The organism is Kitasatospora sp. cg17-2 (assembly GCF_054031055.1).
In genome coordinates, this window is the sequence record NZ_CM132923.1 from 2698373 (window position 1) to 2715944 (window position 17572).

At 74.9% G+C, this 17572-nt stretch carries 15 protein-coding genes; 6 read left to right on the forward strand and 9 right to left on the reverse strand.

The window, feature by feature from the left end; all coding sequences use genetic code 11:
• Positions 1–11: 11 nt before the first annotated feature.
• Positions 12–1418, reverse strand: coding sequence for a glutamine synthetase family protein (locus ACW14Y_RS10755; RefSeq protein ID WP_380444279.1), 1407 nt, complete (start codon positions 1416–1418; stop codon positions 12–14).
• A 162-nt stretch (positions 1419–1580) separates the two neighbouring features.
• On the opposite strand from ACW14Y_RS10755, the gene ACW14Y_RS10760 reads away from it, so the two are divergent.
• Positions 1581–2318 carry a gamma-glutamyl-gamma-aminobutyrate hydrolase family protein gene (locus ACW14Y_RS10760; protein ID WP_456986611.1) on the forward strand — a complete coding sequence of 246 codons (738 nt, stop codon included), beginning with the start codon at positions 1581–1583 and terminating at the stop codon, positions 2316–2318.
• 56 nt (positions 2319–2374) lie between these two features.
• Here ACW14Y_RS10760 and ACW14Y_RS10765 read toward each other — a convergent pair whose 3' ends face one another.
• The 7 genes from ACW14Y_RS10765 to chrA all read right to left on the reverse strand — a co-directional run bounded on the left by ACW14Y_RS10765 (position 2375) and on the right by chrA (position 9824).
• Complete coding sequence (locus ACW14Y_RS10765) at positions 2375–3142, reverse strand: SGNH/GDSL hydrolase family protein (RefSeq protein WP_380387385.1); 768 nt, start codon at positions 3140–3142, stop codon at positions 2375–2377.
• 147 nt (positions 3143–3289) lie between these two features.
• Entirely contained in the window at positions 3290–4564 is a 1275-nt protein-coding gene (locus ACW14Y_RS10770) for a beta-ketoacyl-[acyl-carrier-protein] synthase family protein (protein ID WP_456986612.1), read from the reverse strand.
• A complete protein-coding gene (locus ACW14Y_RS10775) occupies positions 4561–4881 on the reverse strand; it encodes an acyl carrier protein (RefSeq protein ID WP_456986613.1) in 321 nt (106 codons plus the stop codon). The genes ACW14Y_RS10770 and ACW14Y_RS10775 overlap by 4 nt, the downstream gene beginning before the upstream one ends.
• Before the next feature lie 50 nt (positions 4882–4931).
• Positions 4932–6353, reverse strand: a complete 1422-nt coding sequence (locus ACW14Y_RS10780) for an MFS transporter (protein ID WP_456986614.1) — start codon at positions 6351–6353, stop codon at positions 4932–4934.
• Between the two features lie 159 nt (positions 6354–6512).
• The gene (locus tag ACW14Y_RS10785; RefSeq protein WP_456986615.1) at positions 6513–7427 is read right to left on the reverse strand and encodes a class I SAM-dependent methyltransferase; all 915 of its coding nucleotides are present in this window, start codon (positions 7425–7427) and stop codon (positions 6513–6515) included.
• 100 nt (positions 7428–7527) lie between these two features.
• Positions 7528–8466, reverse strand: a complete 939-nt coding sequence (locus tag ACW14Y_RS10790; protein WP_380443907.1) for an acyl-ACP desaturase — start codon at positions 8464–8466, stop codon at positions 7528–7530.
• A 131-nt stretch (positions 8467–8597) separates the two neighbouring features.
• On the reverse strand, positions 8598–9824 hold the full coding sequence (chrA, locus tag ACW14Y_RS10795) for a chromate efflux transporter (protein WP_456986616.1): 1227 nt from the start codon (positions 9822–9824) through the stop codon (positions 8598–8600).
• A gap of 183 nt (positions 9825–10007) precedes the next feature.
• On the opposite strand from chrA, the gene ACW14Y_RS10800 reads away from it, so the two are divergent.
• From ACW14Y_RS10800 to zapE, 5 genes are all read left to right on the forward strand, one after another.
• Positions 10008–11048 (forward strand): cation diffusion facilitator family transporter, encoded by a 1041-nt coding sequence (locus tag ACW14Y_RS10800; RefSeq protein WP_380309345.1) that lies wholly within the window; start codon positions 10008–10010, stop codon positions 11046–11048.
• Positions 11049–11073: 25 nt separating this feature from the next.
• Positions 11074–12006, forward strand: coding sequence for a 5'-3' exonuclease (locus ACW14Y_RS10805; RefSeq protein ID WP_402724662.1), 933 nt, complete (start codon positions 11074–11076; stop codon positions 12004–12006).
• 137 nt (positions 12007–12143) lie between these two features.
• Complete coding sequence (locus ACW14Y_RS10810) at positions 12144–12917, forward strand: hypothetical protein (protein WP_456986617.1); 774 nt, start codon at positions 12144–12146, stop codon at positions 12915–12917.
• Positions 12914–13258, forward strand: a complete 345-nt coding sequence (locus tag ACW14Y_RS10815; protein WP_380309351.1) for a winged helix-turn-helix domain-containing protein — start codon at positions 12914–12916, stop codon at positions 13256–13258. The genes ACW14Y_RS10810 and ACW14Y_RS10815 overlap by 4 nt, the downstream gene beginning before the upstream one ends.
• A gap of 152 nt (positions 13259–13410) precedes the next feature.
• Positions 13411–14442 carry a cell division protein ZapE gene (gene zapE, locus ACW14Y_RS10820; protein ID WP_380387405.1) on the forward strand — a complete coding sequence of 344 codons (1032 nt, stop codon included), beginning with the start codon at positions 13411–13413 and terminating at the stop codon, positions 14440–14442.
• Between the two features lie 64 nt (positions 14443–14506).
• On the opposite strand, the gene ACW14Y_RS10825 is transcribed toward zapE, so the two are convergent.
• A complete protein-coding gene (locus tag ACW14Y_RS10825; protein WP_380304288.1) occupies positions 14507–17362 on the reverse strand; it encodes a DEAD/DEAH box helicase in 2856 nt (951 codons plus the stop codon).
• Positions 17363–17572 lie beyond the last annotated feature (210 nt).

Sequence of the window (17572 nt, forward strand, 5' to 3'; positions counted from 1 at the left end):
GTCGATGGTGCTCACATCCGCTCGAAGGACCGGTAGCGCTCCCAGTCGGTGATCGCGCCGTCGTAGGCGTCCTGTTCGACCCGGGCCATGTGGAGGTAGTGCTCGACCACGTCGTCCCCGAAGGCCGTGCGGGCCAGTTCGCTCGCGCCCCACAGGTCGGCGGCCTCGCGCAGCGATCCCGGCACCCGGGCGTAGTCCTCGACGGCGTAGGCGTTGCCCAGGCAGGGGGCGGGCAGCTCCAGCTTCTGCTGGACGCCGTGCAGGCCGGCGGCGATCATGCCGGCCACCGCCAGGTAGGGGTTGACGTCCCCGCCGGGCACCCGGTTCTCCATCCGCAGGCCCGCGCCGTGGCCCACCACCCGGTAGGCGCAGGTCCGGTTGTCCCGGCCCCAGGCGACCGAGGTCGGCGCGAACGAGCCCGGGCGGTACCGCTTGTAGGAGTTGATGTTCGGCGCGTACAGCAGGGTGAACTCGCGCAGCGCGAGCAGCTGCCCGGCCAGGAAGTGCCGCATGGTGTCGGTCATCCGGCCGTCGGCGGCGGCGAACGCCGGGGCGCCGACCGCGTCCCGCAGCGACAGGTGGATGTGGCAGCTGTTGCCCTCGCGCTGGTCGTACTTGGCCATGAAGGTGAGCGCGCAGCCGAGTTGGGCGGCGATCTCCTTGGCACCGGTCTTGTAGACGCTGTGCTGGTCGCAGGTGGTGAGCGCGTCGGCGTAGCGGAAGGCGATCTCGTGCTGGCCGAGGTTGCACTCGCCCTTGGCGGACTCCACCACCAGGCCCGCGCCGGCCATCTCGGTGCGGATCCGGGAGAGCAGCGGCTCGACCCTGGCGGTGCCCAGCAGCGAGTAGTCGACGTTGTAGAGGTTGGCCGGGGTGAGGCCGCGGTAGCCGCCCTGCCAGGCCTGTTCGTAGGTGTCGCGGAAGACCAGGAACTCCAGCTCGGTGCCGATGTCGGCGGCCAGGCCGTACTCGGCGAGGCGGGCGATCTGGCGGCGCAGCAGCTGGCGGGGCGCGGCGGCGACCGGTTGGCCGCCGCGGCCGGCCAGGTCGGCGGTGACCTGGGCGGTGCCGGGCTGCCAGGGGGTCAGGCGGAGGGTCGACAGGTCGGGGCGCATGGCGAAGTCGCCGTAGCCGGTCTCCCAGGAGGAGAGCGCGTAGCCGTCCACCGTGTTGAGTTCGACGTCGACGGCCAGCAGGTACTCGCAGGCGTCGGCGCCGTGCTCGGCCACCTCGTCGAGGAAGAAGCCGGCGGCGAAGCGCTTGCCCTGGAGCCGGCCCTGCATGTCGGTGAAGGCCAGGGCGACGGTGTGCACCTCGCCCGCGTCGACCAGCGCGCGCAGCTCGTCGAGGGTGAGCGGGGCGCGCCGACGGGGGGTGCCGGGCCCGGCGGCCCCGGGTGCGGTGGTGCGGTCGGACATGGCGGACGCCCTCCTCCTCTTCCTCGATCACGGAGCGAGACCGAGCGGTCACAGCGAACCGTACGGCCTGGCGCCGACAGCACGGAAGAGGGCGGGCGGGTGTGGCGCGCCGAGGCGCGAGGTTGACGGGTGATCGGGCGGGACGGGAGGAGAATGCGCGCCATGGATCGCAGGCCTATTGTCGGCGTCAGCACCTATCTGGTGGACGCGAGTTGGAGCGACTGGCGGGACCGTCGGGTGGCCCTGGTGCCCGAGCGTTACACCGCCTATGTACAGAGTTCGGGCGGGATCGCGGTGCTCCTGCCGCCCGATGCCCCCGAGCGCGCGCCGGAGGTGCTCGCCCGGATGGACGCCCTGGTCGTCGCGGGCGGACCGGACATCGACCCCGCCTACTACGGGCAGCCGCCGCACCCGCTGACCGACGTCGACACGGTCGAGCGCGACGTCTGGGAGTCGGCGCTGCTGCGGGCGGCGCTGGCGGCCGGGATGCCGCTGCTGGGGATCTGCCGGGGCATGCAGGTGCTCAACGTGGTGTGCGGGGGCACGCTGATCCAGCACCTGCCGGACGTGGTGGACGTGGACGTGCACGGGGGCTCGCCCGGCCGGTACGGGACGCATGTGGTGCGGCCGGTGCCGGGGACGCTGCTGGGCGGGCTGCTGCCGGAGCCGGAGCTGACGGTGCCGACCTTCCACCACCAGGCGGTGGACCGGCTGGGGACCGGGCTGCGGGTGGGCGCGCACGCGCCGGACGGCACGGTGGAGGCGGTGGAGGGGCCGGGCTTCACGCTCGGGGTGCAGTGGCATCCGGAGCAGGGCGAGGACCTGCGGGTGATGCGGGCGCTGGTGCGGGCCGCGACGGCGGCGCGGTCGCTGCAGCTGGAGCCGGTGGAGGTCGGGTAGTTCCCCTCCGGGCCGGGGCGTGCCGCGGGTCCTTCGCGGCGCGCCCCGGCCGTGCGCTACAGGGCGACGGGGGTCGGGGCGGGGAGGGCCGCGGCGGCGGCGAGGAGCGCGGGGAGCATCCGGGCGGCGTGTTCGGCGTAGCCCCGGGGGGACGGGTGGACGCCGTCGGGGCCGAGGAGGTGGTCGGCCCGGTCGCGGAACTCGGGACCGGAGGAGACGGCCACCGGGATTCCGGCGCGTTCGGCGGCCCGGGTCTGACGGTGGGCCAGGCGGTGGGAGCGGGGTCCGCCGAGGAGGCGGGCCGGGGCGCGGAACCCCGGGGCGTGGCCGGGGTCGGGGCAGGGCACGACGACCGGGTGCCAGCCGGTGTCGCGGAGCCGCTGGAGCACCAGCGCGAACCGGCGGGCGGCGCGGCCGAGCGGGAGCGGGAGGAGTACGTCGTTGCCGCCGACGATCAGCACCGCGAGGCCGGGCCGGATCCGGTCGGCGCGGCCGACCTGCTGCCGCAGGGCCGCCGTGGTGGCGCCGACCCGGGCGAGGACCCGCAGGTCGACGGGGCGGTCGAGGTGCTCGCCGAGGGCCTGGGCGAGCCTGGCGCCGAGGGTCTCCTCGGGCCGGCCGGCGCCGAAGCTCCGGGCCAGGGAGTCGCCGAGCATCAGCAGCGTGAGCGGCCGGGGGTCGGCGGGATCGGCCGGGCCGTAGCGGCCGTCGGCCGTCGGGACGGTCCAGTCGGCGGGCGGGCGGCTCATCACCAGCCGCTGGTAGAGGCGGGCGGCGGTGAGCCGGGCCCGGGCGAGCGGCCGGCGGGTGGCGGGGGTGGGCATGACGGACTCCGGGGGCGGGACGGGGGCGGCGGCGGGACGACGGCAGGCTGGAGAGGACGGCTGCAGGCGGGAGGGGACGGCGACGGGGCGGCAGCAGGCGGAGGCGGTGATGGCTCAGGCGGTGGCGGCCCAGGCGGTGGCGGCGGCTCAGGCCGCGGTGAGGACGACGGCCGCGTTCTGCCCGCCGAACCCGCTGGAGACCGAGACGGCGGCGTCCAGGGCGAGCCGTCTGGGCACCTTGGCGACCACGTCGAGGCCGAGGGACTCGTCGGGCCGATCGAGGTTCGCGGTGGGCGGGACCAGTCCGTGCTGGAGGGAGAGCACGGTGACCGCCGCCTCGATCGCCCCGGCGCCGCCCATGGTGTGGCCGATCGCGCCCTTGACCGAGGTGACCGGGGGCGGCCGGTGGAAGACCCGGTGCAGGGCCGCCGCCTCGGCCGTGTCGTTCAGCCGGGTGCCGGTGCCGTGCGCGTTGACGTGCCCGATGTCGTGCGGGGCGAGCCCGGCGTCGGCGAGGGCCGCCCGGATCGCCCGGGCCAGGCCGTCGCCCCCGGGGTGCGGGGCGGTGAAGTGGTGGGCGTCGGCGGTGGAGCCGTGGCCGGCCAGGTACGCGCGCGGCCGGACGCCGCGCGCCCGGGCGTGCGCGACCCGTTCCAGTACCAGGACGCCCGCGCCCTCGCCGAGCACGAAGCCGTCCCGGTCCGCGTCGAAGGGGCGGGAGGCGCCGGCCGGGTCGTGGCGCCGCCGGGAGAGCGCGCCGAGCCGGTCGAAGGCGGTGGCCACCATCGGTGCGCGCGGGCAGTCGGTGCCGCCGGCGAGAACGAGGTCGCAGGTCCCGGCCCGGAGCAGGTCGCAGGCGACGGCGAGGGCGGTGGTGCCGGAGGCGCAGGCGGTGCTGGTGACCAGGTTGGGCCCGCGGGCACCGAGGTCGAGGCCGACCTCACCGGCCGCCATGTTCGGGATGGAGCGGGGCAGCATCAGCGGCGAGACCAGGTCGGGCCGGCCGTCGGCGAGCCGGGCGTACTCCGTTTCGTAGGTCAGGGTGCTGTTGGCGCTGACGCCGAGGACGACGCCGACCCGGGCGGAGTCCCAGGCCGACGGGTCGAGCCCGGCGTCGGCGACGGCCTCGCGGGCGGCCAGGACGGCGAGTTGGGCGAAGCGGTCGAGTCTGCGGACCAGCCGGCCGCCGAGCAGCTCGGCCGCTTCGAAGCCCTCGGCCGGGCAGGAGAAGTCGACGGCCAGCCCCGCGAGCCGGGGGTCGGTGCGGGCGGTGGACGTGCCGTCGAGCAACCGCGCCCAGCTCGCCCCGGCACCGAACCCGGCGGGGGTGACCAGGCCGATCCCGGTCACGGCGACCGCCCGGGAGGGTGTGACGCGGGTACCGCCCGTGCGGCGAACGTCCGCGGTGCCGCCGGTGCTCAACTGACGGCGCTCGACGCGAGGGTGGTGTTCGCGGCGGGGACGGGGCCGACAGCGGGCCCGGGGACGGCGGCAGGGACGGCGGCGGGCGCCGCGGCCCGGACGGCGTCCGCGTGGGCGGCCAGGTCGCCGAGGGTGGACTCGGGGCGGATGTCGCTGACGGTCGCGCCGATCCGCTCCTCGACCAGCAGGGACAGTTCGACCAGGGCGAGGCTGTCCAGCTCCAGCGAGGCGAGGGTGGCCCCGGGCTCGACCCGGTCGGCCGGGACGTCGAACTCGGTGACCAGGCAGTCGCGCAGGACGGCGAAGGTGTCGGACACGGGGGTTCCTCTCAGGAGGGGGGAAGGGGACGGGGTGACAAGTCCGGTGCTCAGTCCGGTCCGGGTGTCGCCGGGGCCGGGCGGCCGGTGGCCGCCGAGGGTTCGCGGCCGGGCAGCCGGAACCAGGCGAGCAGGACGGCCAAGGCGGCAACCGCCCCGCCGACCAGGGCCGCGGCGCTCAGACCCGCGGTGAACGCGGCCCGGTCGCCCGGTGCGGCGCCGTCCGCGACGGTGGCGAGCACGGAGCCGAGCACCGCCACCCCGAGCGTCGAACCGACCTGCCGGGTGGCGTCGTTGAGGGCCGAACCGACCCCGGCCATGGCCGGCGGCACCGCGCTCATCACGAGCTCGGTGGCCACCGGCGCGAGCAGGCCCGCACCGAGCCCGGCGGCCGCCTCGAAGAGCAGCACCGGGGCGTCCCCCGACTCCGCCTCCAGGAGGCCGAGCCGGACGAACCCGGCGGCGATCAGCAGCTGACCGGCGGCCACCGGCACCCGGGCCCCGGCGTGCCGGGCGACCACCGGCCCCAGTACGGCACCGACGGCCAGCCCCAGCGAGAGCGGCACCATCCGCAGCCCGGCCTGCCAGGCCGAGAGGCCGCGCACCTGCTGGAGGTGGAGCGTGAGCAGGAACATCGCACCGAACATCGCGAAGGACATCAGCGCCAGGCTGACCGTGGCCGGCCAGACCGGTCCGCCGCGCAGCAGCCGCAGCGGCACCATGGGCGCGGCGCAGCGGAGCTGGCGCCACAGGAAGAGGGCGGTCAGCACGGCCGAGGCGGTGAACGCCGTGAGCACCGCGACACTGGTCCAGCCCCGGCCCGGTGCCTCGATGAAGGCCCAGACGAGGGTGAGCAGGGCGGCGCAGGACAGCGGTGCGCCGAGCCGGTCCAGCGGGCGGGCCCCGGGGTCGCGGGACTCGGGGACGACCGGGGTGAGCGCCAGGATCACGGCCACCACGGGGACGTTCAGCCAGAACGCGGCCTGCCACCCGTGCCGTTCGACCAGCCAGCCGCCGACCACCGGGCCGAACAGCGCGCCGACACCGGCCACCGCCGCCCAGACGCCGATCGCCCGCCGCCGGTCCTCCGGCGCGTCCAGCACATGGACGACGGTGGAGAGCGTGGCCGGCATGAAGAACGCCGCACCGAGGCCCGTCGCGCAGCGGGCGGCGACGAGTTGCCCGGGGGTGTCGCCGAGCGCGCCGGCCACCGAGGCGAGCGCGCAGAGCGCGAGTCCGGCCGCGAACGCGCGGCGCCGCCCGTACCGGTCGCCGAGGGCGCCGGCGGCGAGGACGCAGCCGCCGAGGGCGAGCGCGTAGCCGTCGACGATCCACTGGGTCTCGGCGAGGGTGGGGCCGAGCTCGGCGCGCAGGCCGGGGACCGCGACGTTGAGCACGGTGAAGTCGAGTCCGAGCAGGAAGAGCGCGGCGCAGACGACCCCGACGGCGGACCACGCCCGCCGCCTGCCCACCGGCCCGGGGGCGGGAGTCCCCGGGGCGACGGTGGCGGGCGGTGGCTCGGCGGGCGGAAGCTCGGCGGGTGACGGTCCGGCGGGCGGCGGCTCGGCGGGGCTTCCCGGTAAGGGCGACGAATCGGCGGGAGCGGCGGAGGGACGCATCCGGGCCGGCCCTCAGCCCGCCGGCCGGAGCGGCTCGTCGCGCCGCCGGAAGCCGATCCGGTAGAGCGTGGCCGCGCCGCGCAGGAAGGTGACCTCGCAGGCCCGCAGGTAACGGCGGTAGCGGTGGTAGCCGTCCGGGCCGACGAGCCGCTCGGCCTCCGTACGGGCCCGCAGCAGCCGGGAGGACCACGCGCCCAGGGTCCGGGCGTAGTCCTCGGCGGAGGCCCGGACGACGGTGACGGCGAAGTACGGGTCGCTAGCGAGGACGATCTCGCCCAGCCGGGGCAGCACCGCGCCGGGGAAGACCTCGGCCGCGACGAAGGCGCCGACCGGGCCGTCGCCGCCGGTCACGCCGTCGTAGGCGATGGTCTGCAGCGACATCCGGGCACCGGGCCGCAGCCAGCCGTGGCAGCGCTCGAAGTAGCCGCGGTAGGCGGCGAGCCGGGCGGCGACGTCCATGTCGGCGGTGGCGAAGTGCTCGAAGGCGCCGACCGAGACGATGCCGTCGTACGGGCGCGCGGGCCGGTGGGCGTCCCAGCTCTCCAGCCGGACGTCGACGCCGGGCAGTCCGAGCGACCGGACGTGGGCGTGCTGGGCCCGGGACAGGGTGAGCCCGGTCGCCTCGGCGGCCCGGCCGGTGCGGACGGCGCGGTCGAGCAGACCGCCCCAGCCGCAGCCGACGTCGAGCAGGCGCGCCCCGGGGGCGGCGCCGGCCAGGTCGAGGTGCAGGTCGAGCTTGGCCCGCTGGGCGCGGGGCAGGGCCGTGGCGTCGGGCTCGGCGGGGTCGATGCCGTCCCAGACGGCGGCGGAGTAGCTGAGCGTCTCGTCGAGCCAGAGGGCGTAGAAGTCGTTTCCGAGGTCGTAGTGGAACTCGATGGCGGCGGCGCTGGTGCCGACGGTCCCGGTGCTGTCGATGATGGTCGTCATGCGGTCGTCGTGCCTCTCCTGTCCGGGGGCGGGGAACGCGGGTCGGGTCGCGGGCGGTGCGGTCCGTCGCGGGCGACGGGGTCGGTCCCGGGCGGCGGGGTCAGTCGCGGGCGGCGCGGGCGGAGAGCGCCCGCGCCCGGCGTTCGACGAACCGGGCGGCGCGGACGTCCAGCCGGGCGAGGTGCTCGGCGAGCCCGTCGCGGGCCCGCTCGCCGTCCGGACCGAGCCCGGTCAGTTCGAAGACCCGCAGCGAGCGGAGCAGCGGGGCGAGCACCTCGTCGTGGTGGACCCGCGGGTCGTAGACGCCGGCGACGGCGATCTCGGCCGCCAGGGCGGCGAAGCCGGGCATCCCCTGGCCGGGCATGGCGAACGCGCGGACCGTGGCGTCGAGCCGGACGAGCACCTCGTCGGGGTCCAGCTCCAGTGCGGCGCGCAGCAGTTCGCGGTAGAAGACCATGTGCAGGTTCTCGTCCTGGGCGACCCGGGCGAGCAGCCGGTCGCAGACCGGGTCGCCGCTGAGCCGGCCGGTGTTGCGGTGGCTGACCCGGGTGGCCAGCTCCTGCACGGCGGCGTAGGCGACCAGGCCGAGTACGCCGTCCGGCCGGGGGAGGGTGCCGGTGGCGAGCTGGGCCGCCCGGGCGCGCTCCAGGGCCACCGGGTCGACGGCGCGGGTGGCGTGCAGATAGGCGCGGACGGCGGTGGCGTGCCGGTCCTCCTCCGCCGTCCAGTGGTGCAGCCAGGCACCCCAGGCGCCGTCGCGGGAGGTCTGCGCACCGATGGTCCAGTGGTAGCCGGGGAGGTTGTCCTCGGTGAGCAGGTTGACCACCAGGGCGGAGCGGATCGCGGGGGCGAGCGCGGACTGCTCCGGCCGCCAGGGCTCGCCGCCGAGCGGTCCGTCGAAGTCCCGGCCGAGGCTCCACGGCACGTACTGGTGCGGGAACCACTCGCGCGCCGAATTGATATGACGGTTCATCAATTCAGCGGCGACGGGCTCCAGTTCCGAGAGCCAGTGGACGGCTCGCGCCGCGATGATCTTCACGGGTGCCGATCGTGGCGCAGGCGCACAGGGGCGCGCAAACCGGGCTCACCCGGTCGAGTGAGCCCCACCCCCAAGGTTCACGCCGGAGGCCGAGCGCCCGTGCGACCCGGGCGTCCGTACGACCCGGAGCCTCAGGCCGGCGGCAGTCCGGCGGCCACGGCGAGCACCCCGGCCGCGCCGGCCGCCAGCAGGGCGAGCACCACGCCCCGCCGGGCGAGCACCAGCCAGAGCAGCGCCCCGGCCAGCACGACCCACTGCCAGCCGTACCCGAGCGAGGCGGCCAGCGGCAGCGCCGAGCCCGCGATGGCGCCGGTCACGGCCGGTCCGGCGCCGGTGAGGAAGTCCCGCACCCGCCGGTCGGCCCGGAGCCGGTCGAAGTGCCGGCCGCCGAGGAGCACGAAGAGGAAGGACGGCGCGAAGGCGACCGCCGCCGCGAGCAGGCCGCCGCCGAGTCCGGCGGCCGCGTAGCCGACCGCCGCGACGGTGTGCACCACCGGCCCGGGGGTGACCTGCCCGAGGGCGACGGCGTTGAGGAACTGTCCGTCGGTCATCCAGTGGTAGCGGTTGACCGCGTCGTCCCGCATCAGCGGGATGATCACGAACCCTCCCCCGTAGGAGAGCGCGCCCACCTTGAACGCCACCCAGGCCACCGCCCCGAGCACGCCGAGCCCGCCCAGGGTGAGCGGACCGGCGGCGAGCGGCAGCCCGGCCCGAACGCCCGATCCGCCCGTCCCCCGGTTCTCCCCGTTCCCCCGGTCGCCCCTTCCGCCCCTTCCACCCCGGACGGCGATCTCGGCCAGTCCGGCGGCGATCAGGACCAGCACCAGCCAGGGCCCGGTCAGCACCGCCGCCACCGCCCCGGCGAGCGCGTACCCCGCCCAGCGGGCGCGGGCACCCCGACCCCGGCTCATCCGGCCGAGGCTGGCCGGGACCAGCGCGGTGGCCGCCTGCACCGCGACCGCCGGCACGGCCGCCCCGGCGCCGGCCGCCGCGCCGAGCACCCACAGCGGCGGGTCGCCGGCCAGGAACAGCGCCGCGAGCGCGAGGATCAGCACCAGCCCGGGCCCGATGAAGCAGACCCCGCCGACCAGCGCACCGGGCGCGCCGCGCAGCCGCCACGCGGTCAGCACGGCGAGCTGGGTGGAGGCCGGTCCCGGCAGCAGGTTGGTGGCCGCGATGCCGTCCTCGAACTCCTCGGGCGTCAGCCACCGCCGCCGCTCCACGCAGAGCCTGCGCAGCAGCAGGATGTGCGCGGGCGGCCCCCCGAACCCGGTGATCCCGATCCGGCCCCACTCGCGGGCGATCGTGCCGAGGCCGACCACCCGTTCGGTCCCCGCGGTGCGTCCGTCCGGCCTCATGCGCTTCTCCCCTGGTCAACGGCAGCGGGACGATACCCCACGAGGGTTACGACGCGGCAATGACAACGGTCTCCAATGCAGCCTTTGGATCTTCGTTCGATGTGCGGTTCACTTCGGGTGCGGGGCGGTCACGGATGTCGCCCCTTACCCCCACGCGTTCATGGGCTCCAGGAGAGGACTTCGATGGCCGGCCACGAGCACTCCCAGCATGATCATGAGCATGACCACAAGCACGGGGGCCGGGGCGGCCACGGCGGGCATGCGCACGGCGTGGCCGCCGACGCCGACCGCCGGTGGCTGCTGAGCGCGCTCGCGCTGATCGTGGTGTTCATGGCCGGCGAGGTGGTGGTCGGCTTCGCCGCCCAGTCGCTGGCGCTGATCTCGGACGCCGCGCACATGCTCACCGACGCCGCCTCGATCGTGCTCGCCCTGATCGCCATGCGGCTCTCCGCCCGCCCGGCCCGCGGCGGCTACACCTACGGACTCAAGCGCGCGGAGATCCTCTCGGCCCAGGCCAACGGGGTGACGCTGCTGATCCTCTCCGCCTGGCTCGGCTACGAGGCGATCACCCGGCTGTTCGAGCCCCCGGAGGTGGCCGGCACCCTGGTCCTGGTCACGGCGCTGATCGGGATCGTCGTCAACATCGCCGCCGCCTGGTGCATGTCCAAGGCCAACCGCAGCTCCCTCAACGTCGAGGGCGCCTTCCAGCACGTGCTCACCGACCTGTACGCGTTCATCGCGACCGCCGTGGCCGGCGTGATCATGGTGACCACCGGCTTCGCCCGCGCCGACTCGATCGCCTCGCTGATCGTGGTGGCGCTGATGCTCAAGGCCGGCATCGGCCTGGTCCGCGACTCCGGGCGGATCTTCCTGGAAGCCGCCCCGGCGGGCATCGACCCGGACACGGTCGCGGACCGGCTGGTCGCCCAGCCGCTGGTGGAGGAGATCCACGACCTGCACATCTGGGAGATCACCTCCAACCAGCCGGCCCTCTCCGCCCACATCCTGGTCACCCCCGGCGGGGACTGCCACGCCGTCCGCCGCGAACTGCAGCGCAGGCTCGCCGACGAGTACGGGATCTCGCACAGCACGCTCCAGGTCGACCACGTCGGCGAGGACGAGGCCGGGGCACTGCTCCAGATCACCACCCCGGGCGACCTCTCCCCCGACCACTGCGCCGACGCCCACGGCCCGGTCCACCGGGCCGGCCCGCACAAGCACTAGCACGTCCCTGTCCGCCCGGTACGGCATGATCGGAGGCGTGACCGCACCCCGTCTGATGCTGCTCGACTCCGCCAGCCTGTACTTCCGGGCCTACTTCGGCGTACCGGACACCCTGCGCTCGCCGCAGGGTGAGCCGGTCAACGCCGTCCGGGGCCTGCTGGACTTCATCGCCCGGCTGGTCCACGACCACCGGCCCGACCAGCTGGTCGCCTGCATGGACGCCGCCTGGCGGCCGCAGTGGCGGGTGGACCTCATCCCCTCCTACAAGACCCACCGGGTCGCCGAGGCCGCCGAGGACGGCGCGGAGGAGGTGCCGGACACCCTCGCCCCGCAGGTCCCGGTGATCGAGCAGGTGCTGGACGCGCTCGGCATCGCCCGGATCGGCTCCGCCGACTACGAGGCGGACGACGTGATCGGCACCCTGACGGCGCGCGCCTCCGGGCCGGTGCAGATCGTCACCGGCGACCGGGACCTGTTCCAGCTGGTCGACGACGCCCGCGGGATCACCGTGCTCTACCCCGTCAAGGGCATGGGCAACCTGCAGGTCACCGACGACGCGCTGCTCCGGGAGAAGTACGGCGTGGGCGGCGCCCAGTACGCCGACCTGGCCGCCCTGCGCGGCGACCCGAGCGACGGCCTGCCCGGCGTCAAGGGCATCGGCGAGAAGACGGCGGCCCAGCTGATCCACGAGTACGGCGACCTCGCCGGCATCCGCGCCGCCGCCCAGGACATCGGCTCCGCGCTCACCCCGGCCCGGCGCCGCAACATCGTGGAGGCCGCGCCCTACCTGGACGTGGCACCCACCGTGGTCCGGGTCGCCACCGACGCCCCGCTGCCCGCGTTCGACCCCGCCCTCCCCCGCGAGCCGCTCGACCCGATGACCCTGGAGCACCTCGCCACCCGCTGGGGCCTCGGCACCTCCCTGGACCGCCTCCTGGAGACCCTCGCCGCCCGCTGACCCCCGCCCCTCCCCCGCCTCCGGGCCCGTCGCACCGCGCGACGGGCCCTTTGCTTTGCCATCACGTGAACTCTTGACTGCAATGTACTTTGCGATGCAAAGTACAGCCACTGACACGACGTCACCAGGGGTGGACCATGGACACACTGCACCGCGACGACCCGGCCGGCCTGCTCGCCGCGACGGAGGGGCTGAGCGCCCGGGCCCGCCGCCGGCTGAGCGGCGCGGGCGTTCCGCTGCTCGGCTTCGGGCTGCTGGCCCTGGCGGCCGTCCCGATCGCGCGGGAGGCCTACAACTTCGGCGCCACCGGGCGGACCGTCACCTCGTACCCGGCCTTCGCCTACGCGGAGTACAACGACCTCTGCGTGCAGCACGGCGCGCCCGACAGCCCTTGCGTGACCAGCGATTTCGACGGTGCGATCCTGCGCCTCCTGGCCTGGGGGATCTGGTTCGCCCTGCTGCCGCTGGCGTGGTTCGCCCTGGCCCGCTGGTACCGGCGGCGCGGTGAGGCCCGCGGCATCGTCCCGCACCGCGGCGCCTGGCTCGGTGCCACGGCCGCGGCCGCCGTCGTGGTCACCGCCGTCGTGGTCACACTGGTCCTCGTCGACCGGATGCCGTTCTCGCCCTCCCTCCTCGGGAACGACTACGCCTCGCCCTGGTACGTGGTCGGCCTCGGCCTGCTGGTCCTCGGCTTCACCGAACGCAGCCCGCTGGTGGCCGGCACGGGCCTCGTCCACACCGTGCTGCTCACCGTCCTCCTCGGCGAGTCCGGGGACGGCACCCGGCTTCCGTGGCTCGACGGCCCCCGGTCGAAGGCCCTGCTGCTCGCCGGGCTCCTGCTGGTCGCCGGCCTGGCCCGGTGGGCCGCCGAGCGTCGTGCGCCCGCCGCATCCCGTACGGTCACCCCATGAACGTCGCGGACGAGCCCGAGGAGCAGCACCCGACCCTGGCCCTGGACGACACCGTCCATCAGCGGGTCCGGCTGGGCATCCTGGCGGTCGCCCGCGAGGCCGAGAGCGTCGACTTCGCCTTCCTCAAGCAGGAGCTAGGCCTCACCGACGGCAACCTCTCCCGCCATCTGAAGGTGCTGGAGGACTCCGGCCTGGTCGCGGTGAACAAGGGCTACGCCGGCCGCCGCCCCCGCACCTGGGTCACCCTCACCACCGCCGGGGCCGAGGCCCTCGCCCGTGAACTCCGTGCCCTCCGCGCCCTGGTCCACCGCCTCGACGCGGCCGGCCCGCCCCCGGCCTGAGCCGGCCGGCGTCACGCGTCCGCACTCGCGCCCGCACTCGCGCCGGAAGTCGACCGGCCCGACTTCCGGCGCGGACCCCGCTCTGAAATGATCATGTCGGGCCGCCCCATGACCTGGCGGTCCGTCATGTTCCGGTACCGGGGGGCACACAGATGCTGGACACCTTCGAACAGGCGGCCGGGGAGGCCGGGTTCGCGCTCGACGACGCGCAGCGGGCCGCCGCCGCACGGCTCGCCCGGCTGGGGGCGGAGCTCACCGGGCGCCGGCGCTTCTTCGCCGGACCGCCGCCGCGCGGCCTCTACGTCTGGGGGCCGGTCGGCCGGGGCAAGAGCTGGCTGACCGAGGTGTTCTACGAGGCCCTGCCGCTCCCCCGCAAGCGGCGGGTGCACTTCCACGAGTTCTTCCGGGAGTTCCACGCGGTGTACGCGCGCCACCGCCGGGAGCGCGACGCCTGCGACCTCGCCGTGGCGGAGCTCCTGGGCGACTGCCGGCTGCTGTTCTTCGACGAGTTCCATGTGCACGACCCGGGCGACGCCATGATGATGGGCCGGGTCCTCGGCTCGCTGTTCGACCGCGGGACCACCCTGGTGGCGACGTCGAACTACCCGCCGGCCGGCCTGCTGCCGAACCCGGTCCACCACCACATGTTCGAGCCGACCATCCGGCTCCTCGAAGCCTCGCTGGACATCGTCGAGGTCACCGGACCGCGCGACTACCGCACCGACCGCCCCTCCGGGGGCGCCCGTTCACGGTTCGGGACCGGTCGCTACCTCTGCCCCGGCACCCCGGCGCAGCTCCGCGCGGCCGGACTCGAACCGCCCTCGGCCGACGAGCGCCGGCAGCTCGACGTCGGCGGGCGCGCCGTCACCGCCCGCGCCGTGCGCGACGGGCTGGTCTGGTTCGACTTCCAGGAACTGTGCGGCGCGCGCACCTCCACCATCGACTTCCTGGCCCTGGCCGACCGCTTCGACTCCTGGGTGCTGGCCGGCCTGCCCCGGCTGTCCTCGGCCGACCGCGACAGCGCCCAGCGCTTCGCCAACCTCGTCGACGTCCTCCACGACCGCGACGCCCGCCTCCACCTCGTCGCCGAGTCGCCCCTGGCCGACGCCCTCGGCGGCGACTCGCTCCCGCTGGACATCAACCGCACCCTCAGCCGCCTCCGGCTCCTCGACCGGTCCTCCTGAAACCCGGAACGCCGACGGCCCCCCGCACGGGGCGGGGGCCGTCGGCGTCCTGGCTCCGAGCGGCTCAGCCGACGGAGGAGTACGCGATGATGCCGCGGCGCAGGCCGTCGACCGCCTTGCGGGCGGTCTTGCGCAGTTCGGCGTCCTCGCCCGCCGCGTCCTGGATCTGGCCCAGGACGTCGATCAGCTGCTTCGTCCAGCGGACGAAGTCGCCGGCCGGCATGTCGGCGTCGCGCAGGACCTGGTCCAGCGAGTGGCCGAGGGCCCAGCGGTAGGCGGCCCAGGCGAAGCCGAGGTCGGGCTCGCGCTGGCCGACGCCCTCGGCGGTGTTGATCCGGTGCTGCTCCTCCAGCGCGTCGAGGTGGCCCCAGATGCGGACCATCTCGCCGAGCGCCTCCTTCGCGCCGCCCTCGGGGACCCGGGGGGCGGTGGCGTCGTCGGACTGGCGGGCCTCGTAGACCAGCGCCGAGGCGCAGGCGGCGAGTTCGGCGGCGGCGAGGCCGCTCCAGACGCCCTCGCGGATGCACTCGGAGGCGAGCAGGTCGAGCTCGCCGTAGAGCCGGCCGAGCCGCTTGCCGTCCTCGGTGACGGTGTCGCCGCTGAGGTAGCCGAGGTCGGTGAGCAGCCCGCAGACCCGGTCGAAGGTGCGCGCGATGGTGTGGGTGCGGGAGCGCATCCGGCGCTCCAGCAGCTCGGTGTCGCGGTGCAGCCGGTGGTAGCGCTCGGACCAGCGGGCGTGGTCCTCGCGCTCGTCGCAGCCGTGGCAGGGGTGCTGGCGCAGGGCGGCGCGCAGCCGGGTGATCTCCGCGTCGTCGGCGGCGGCCGCGCGGCCCTTGCGGAACCGCTCGGGCTCCAGGTGGCCGGCCTTGGTGCGCAGCGCCGAGGCGAGGTCGCGCCGGGACTGCGGGCTGCGCGGGTTGAAGGACTTGGGGATGCGCAGCCGGTCCATGGCGACGACCGGGTGCGGGAAGTCGATCATCGCGAGCCGCTTGACCTGCCGCTCGGCGGTGAGCACCACCGGGCGCGGCCCGTCCTGGAAGTCGGGGTGGCGCGGCCCGCCGCGCGGCGAGCGGCGGTCCGGCGGCAGACCCGGGTCGAGGACGAGGGCGAGGCCGGCGAACTTCCCGGTGGGGACGTGGATGACGTCGCCGGGCTTGAGCTGCTCGATGGACTCGACGGCGGCGGCGCGACGCTGGCTGCTGCCCTCGCGGGCGAGCTCGTTCTCGCGGTCCTTGAGCTTCCGGCGCAGCTCCATGTACTCGTCGAAGTCGCCGAGGTGGCAGGTCATCGACTCGCGGTAGCCCTCCAGCCCCTCCTCGTTGCGCTGGACCTGGCGGGCGATGCCGACCACCGAGCGGTCGGCCTGGAACTGCGCGAAGGACGTCTCCAGGAGTTCCCGCGAACGGTGCCGCCCGAACTGGGAGACCAGGTTGACGGCCATGTTGTAGGACGGCCGGAACGAGGACTTCAGCGGGTAGGTGCGGGTGCCGGCGAGGCCGGCCAGGGCCTCCGGGTCGAGGCCGCGCTGCCAGAGCACCACGGCGTGGCCCTCGACGTCGATGCCGCGCCGCCCGGCCCGGCCGGTGAGCTGGGTGTACTCGCCGGGGGTGATGTCGGCGTGGGTCTCGCCGTTCCACTTGACGAGCTTCTCCATGACCACCGAGCGCGCGGGCATGTTGATGCCCAGGGCCAGGGTCTCGGTCGCGAAGACGGCCTTGACCAGGCCCTTCACGAACAGCTCCTCGACCACTTCCTTGAACCGGGGCAGCATGCCGGCGTGGTGGGCGGCGATGCCGCGCTCCAGCCCGTCCAGCCACTCGAAGTAGCCGAGGACGTGGAGGTCCTCGTCGGGGATGTCGGCGCAGCGCTCCTCGACGAAGGCGCGGACCAGGGCGCGGTCGCCGTCCTTGTTCAGCCGCAGGCCGGAGGAGAGGCACTGCTGGACGGCGGCCTCGCAGCCGGCCCGGCTGAAGATGAAGGTGATCGCGGGCAGCAGGCCCTCGGCGTCGAGGCGGTCGATGACGTCGACCCGGCCCGGGGTCCAGACCTTGCCGGGGCGGCCGTTGGGCATGGAGCGGCCCCGGCCCCGGCCGAACCGGTCGCGCGGGTTGCGGTCGAGCTCGCTGCGGGCGAGGCGGACCAGCTCGGGGTTGACGGCCTTGCCGGGGTTGCGCGGCCCGCTCTTGGGCCGGCCGTCGCGGTCGGGGCTGGCGAACAGGTCGTACATCCGGTTGCCGGCCATCACGTGCTGCCACAGCGGGACCGGCCGGTGCTCGGAGACGATCACCCGGGTGCCGCCGCGGACGGTGTCCAGCCAGTCGCCGAACTCCTCGGCGTTGGACACGGTCGCGGAGAGCGAGACCAGGGTGACGGACTCGGGGAGGTGGATGATGACCTCCTCCCAGACCGCGCCGCGGAAGCGGTCGGCGAGGTAGTGGACCTCGTCCATGACCACGTAGCCGAGGCCGTCGAGGGTGCTGGAGCCCGCGTAGAGCATGTTGCGGAGCACCTCGGTGGTCATCACCACCACCGGGGCGTCGCCGTTGACGCTGTTGTCGCCGGTGAGCAGGCCGACCTTGGCGGCGCCGTAGCGCTTGACGAGGTCGCCGTACTTCTGGTTCGACAGCGCCTTGATCGGCGTGGTGTAGAAGCACTTCCGCCCGCCCCGCAGCGCGAGGTGGACGGCGAATTCGCCGACGATGGTCTTGCCGGATCCGGTGGGAGCGGCGACCAGGACGCCCTCGCCCGCCTCCAGGGCGCGGCAGGCCTCCAGCTGGAAGTCGTCCAGCGGGAAGTCGTACAGCTCCTGGAAGCCGTACAGGGCGGTGGCCTGCTCCTTGGCCCGGCGGCGGGAGGCCGCGAAGGCCTCGGCGGGGCTCAGCTCCCGGTCGTCGGAGGGCACGGGCTCAGGGGTGTTCATCGCCGTCCGGGGGTCGTTGGTGTGATCTCGCATCTCAGCGAGAGGTTACCCGCCGGGACCGACATCGATAGCACCGTTTTTCCCGGGCAATGCATCGGATCTCTTTCACATCCATAGTTGCAAATGTCTTCAAGCAGTCACCCGGCGGGCAACTTCGAACGACTCCGGTCATCCGCGCTGCCGCGCCCGGAGTCCTCCCTACATTCGGTG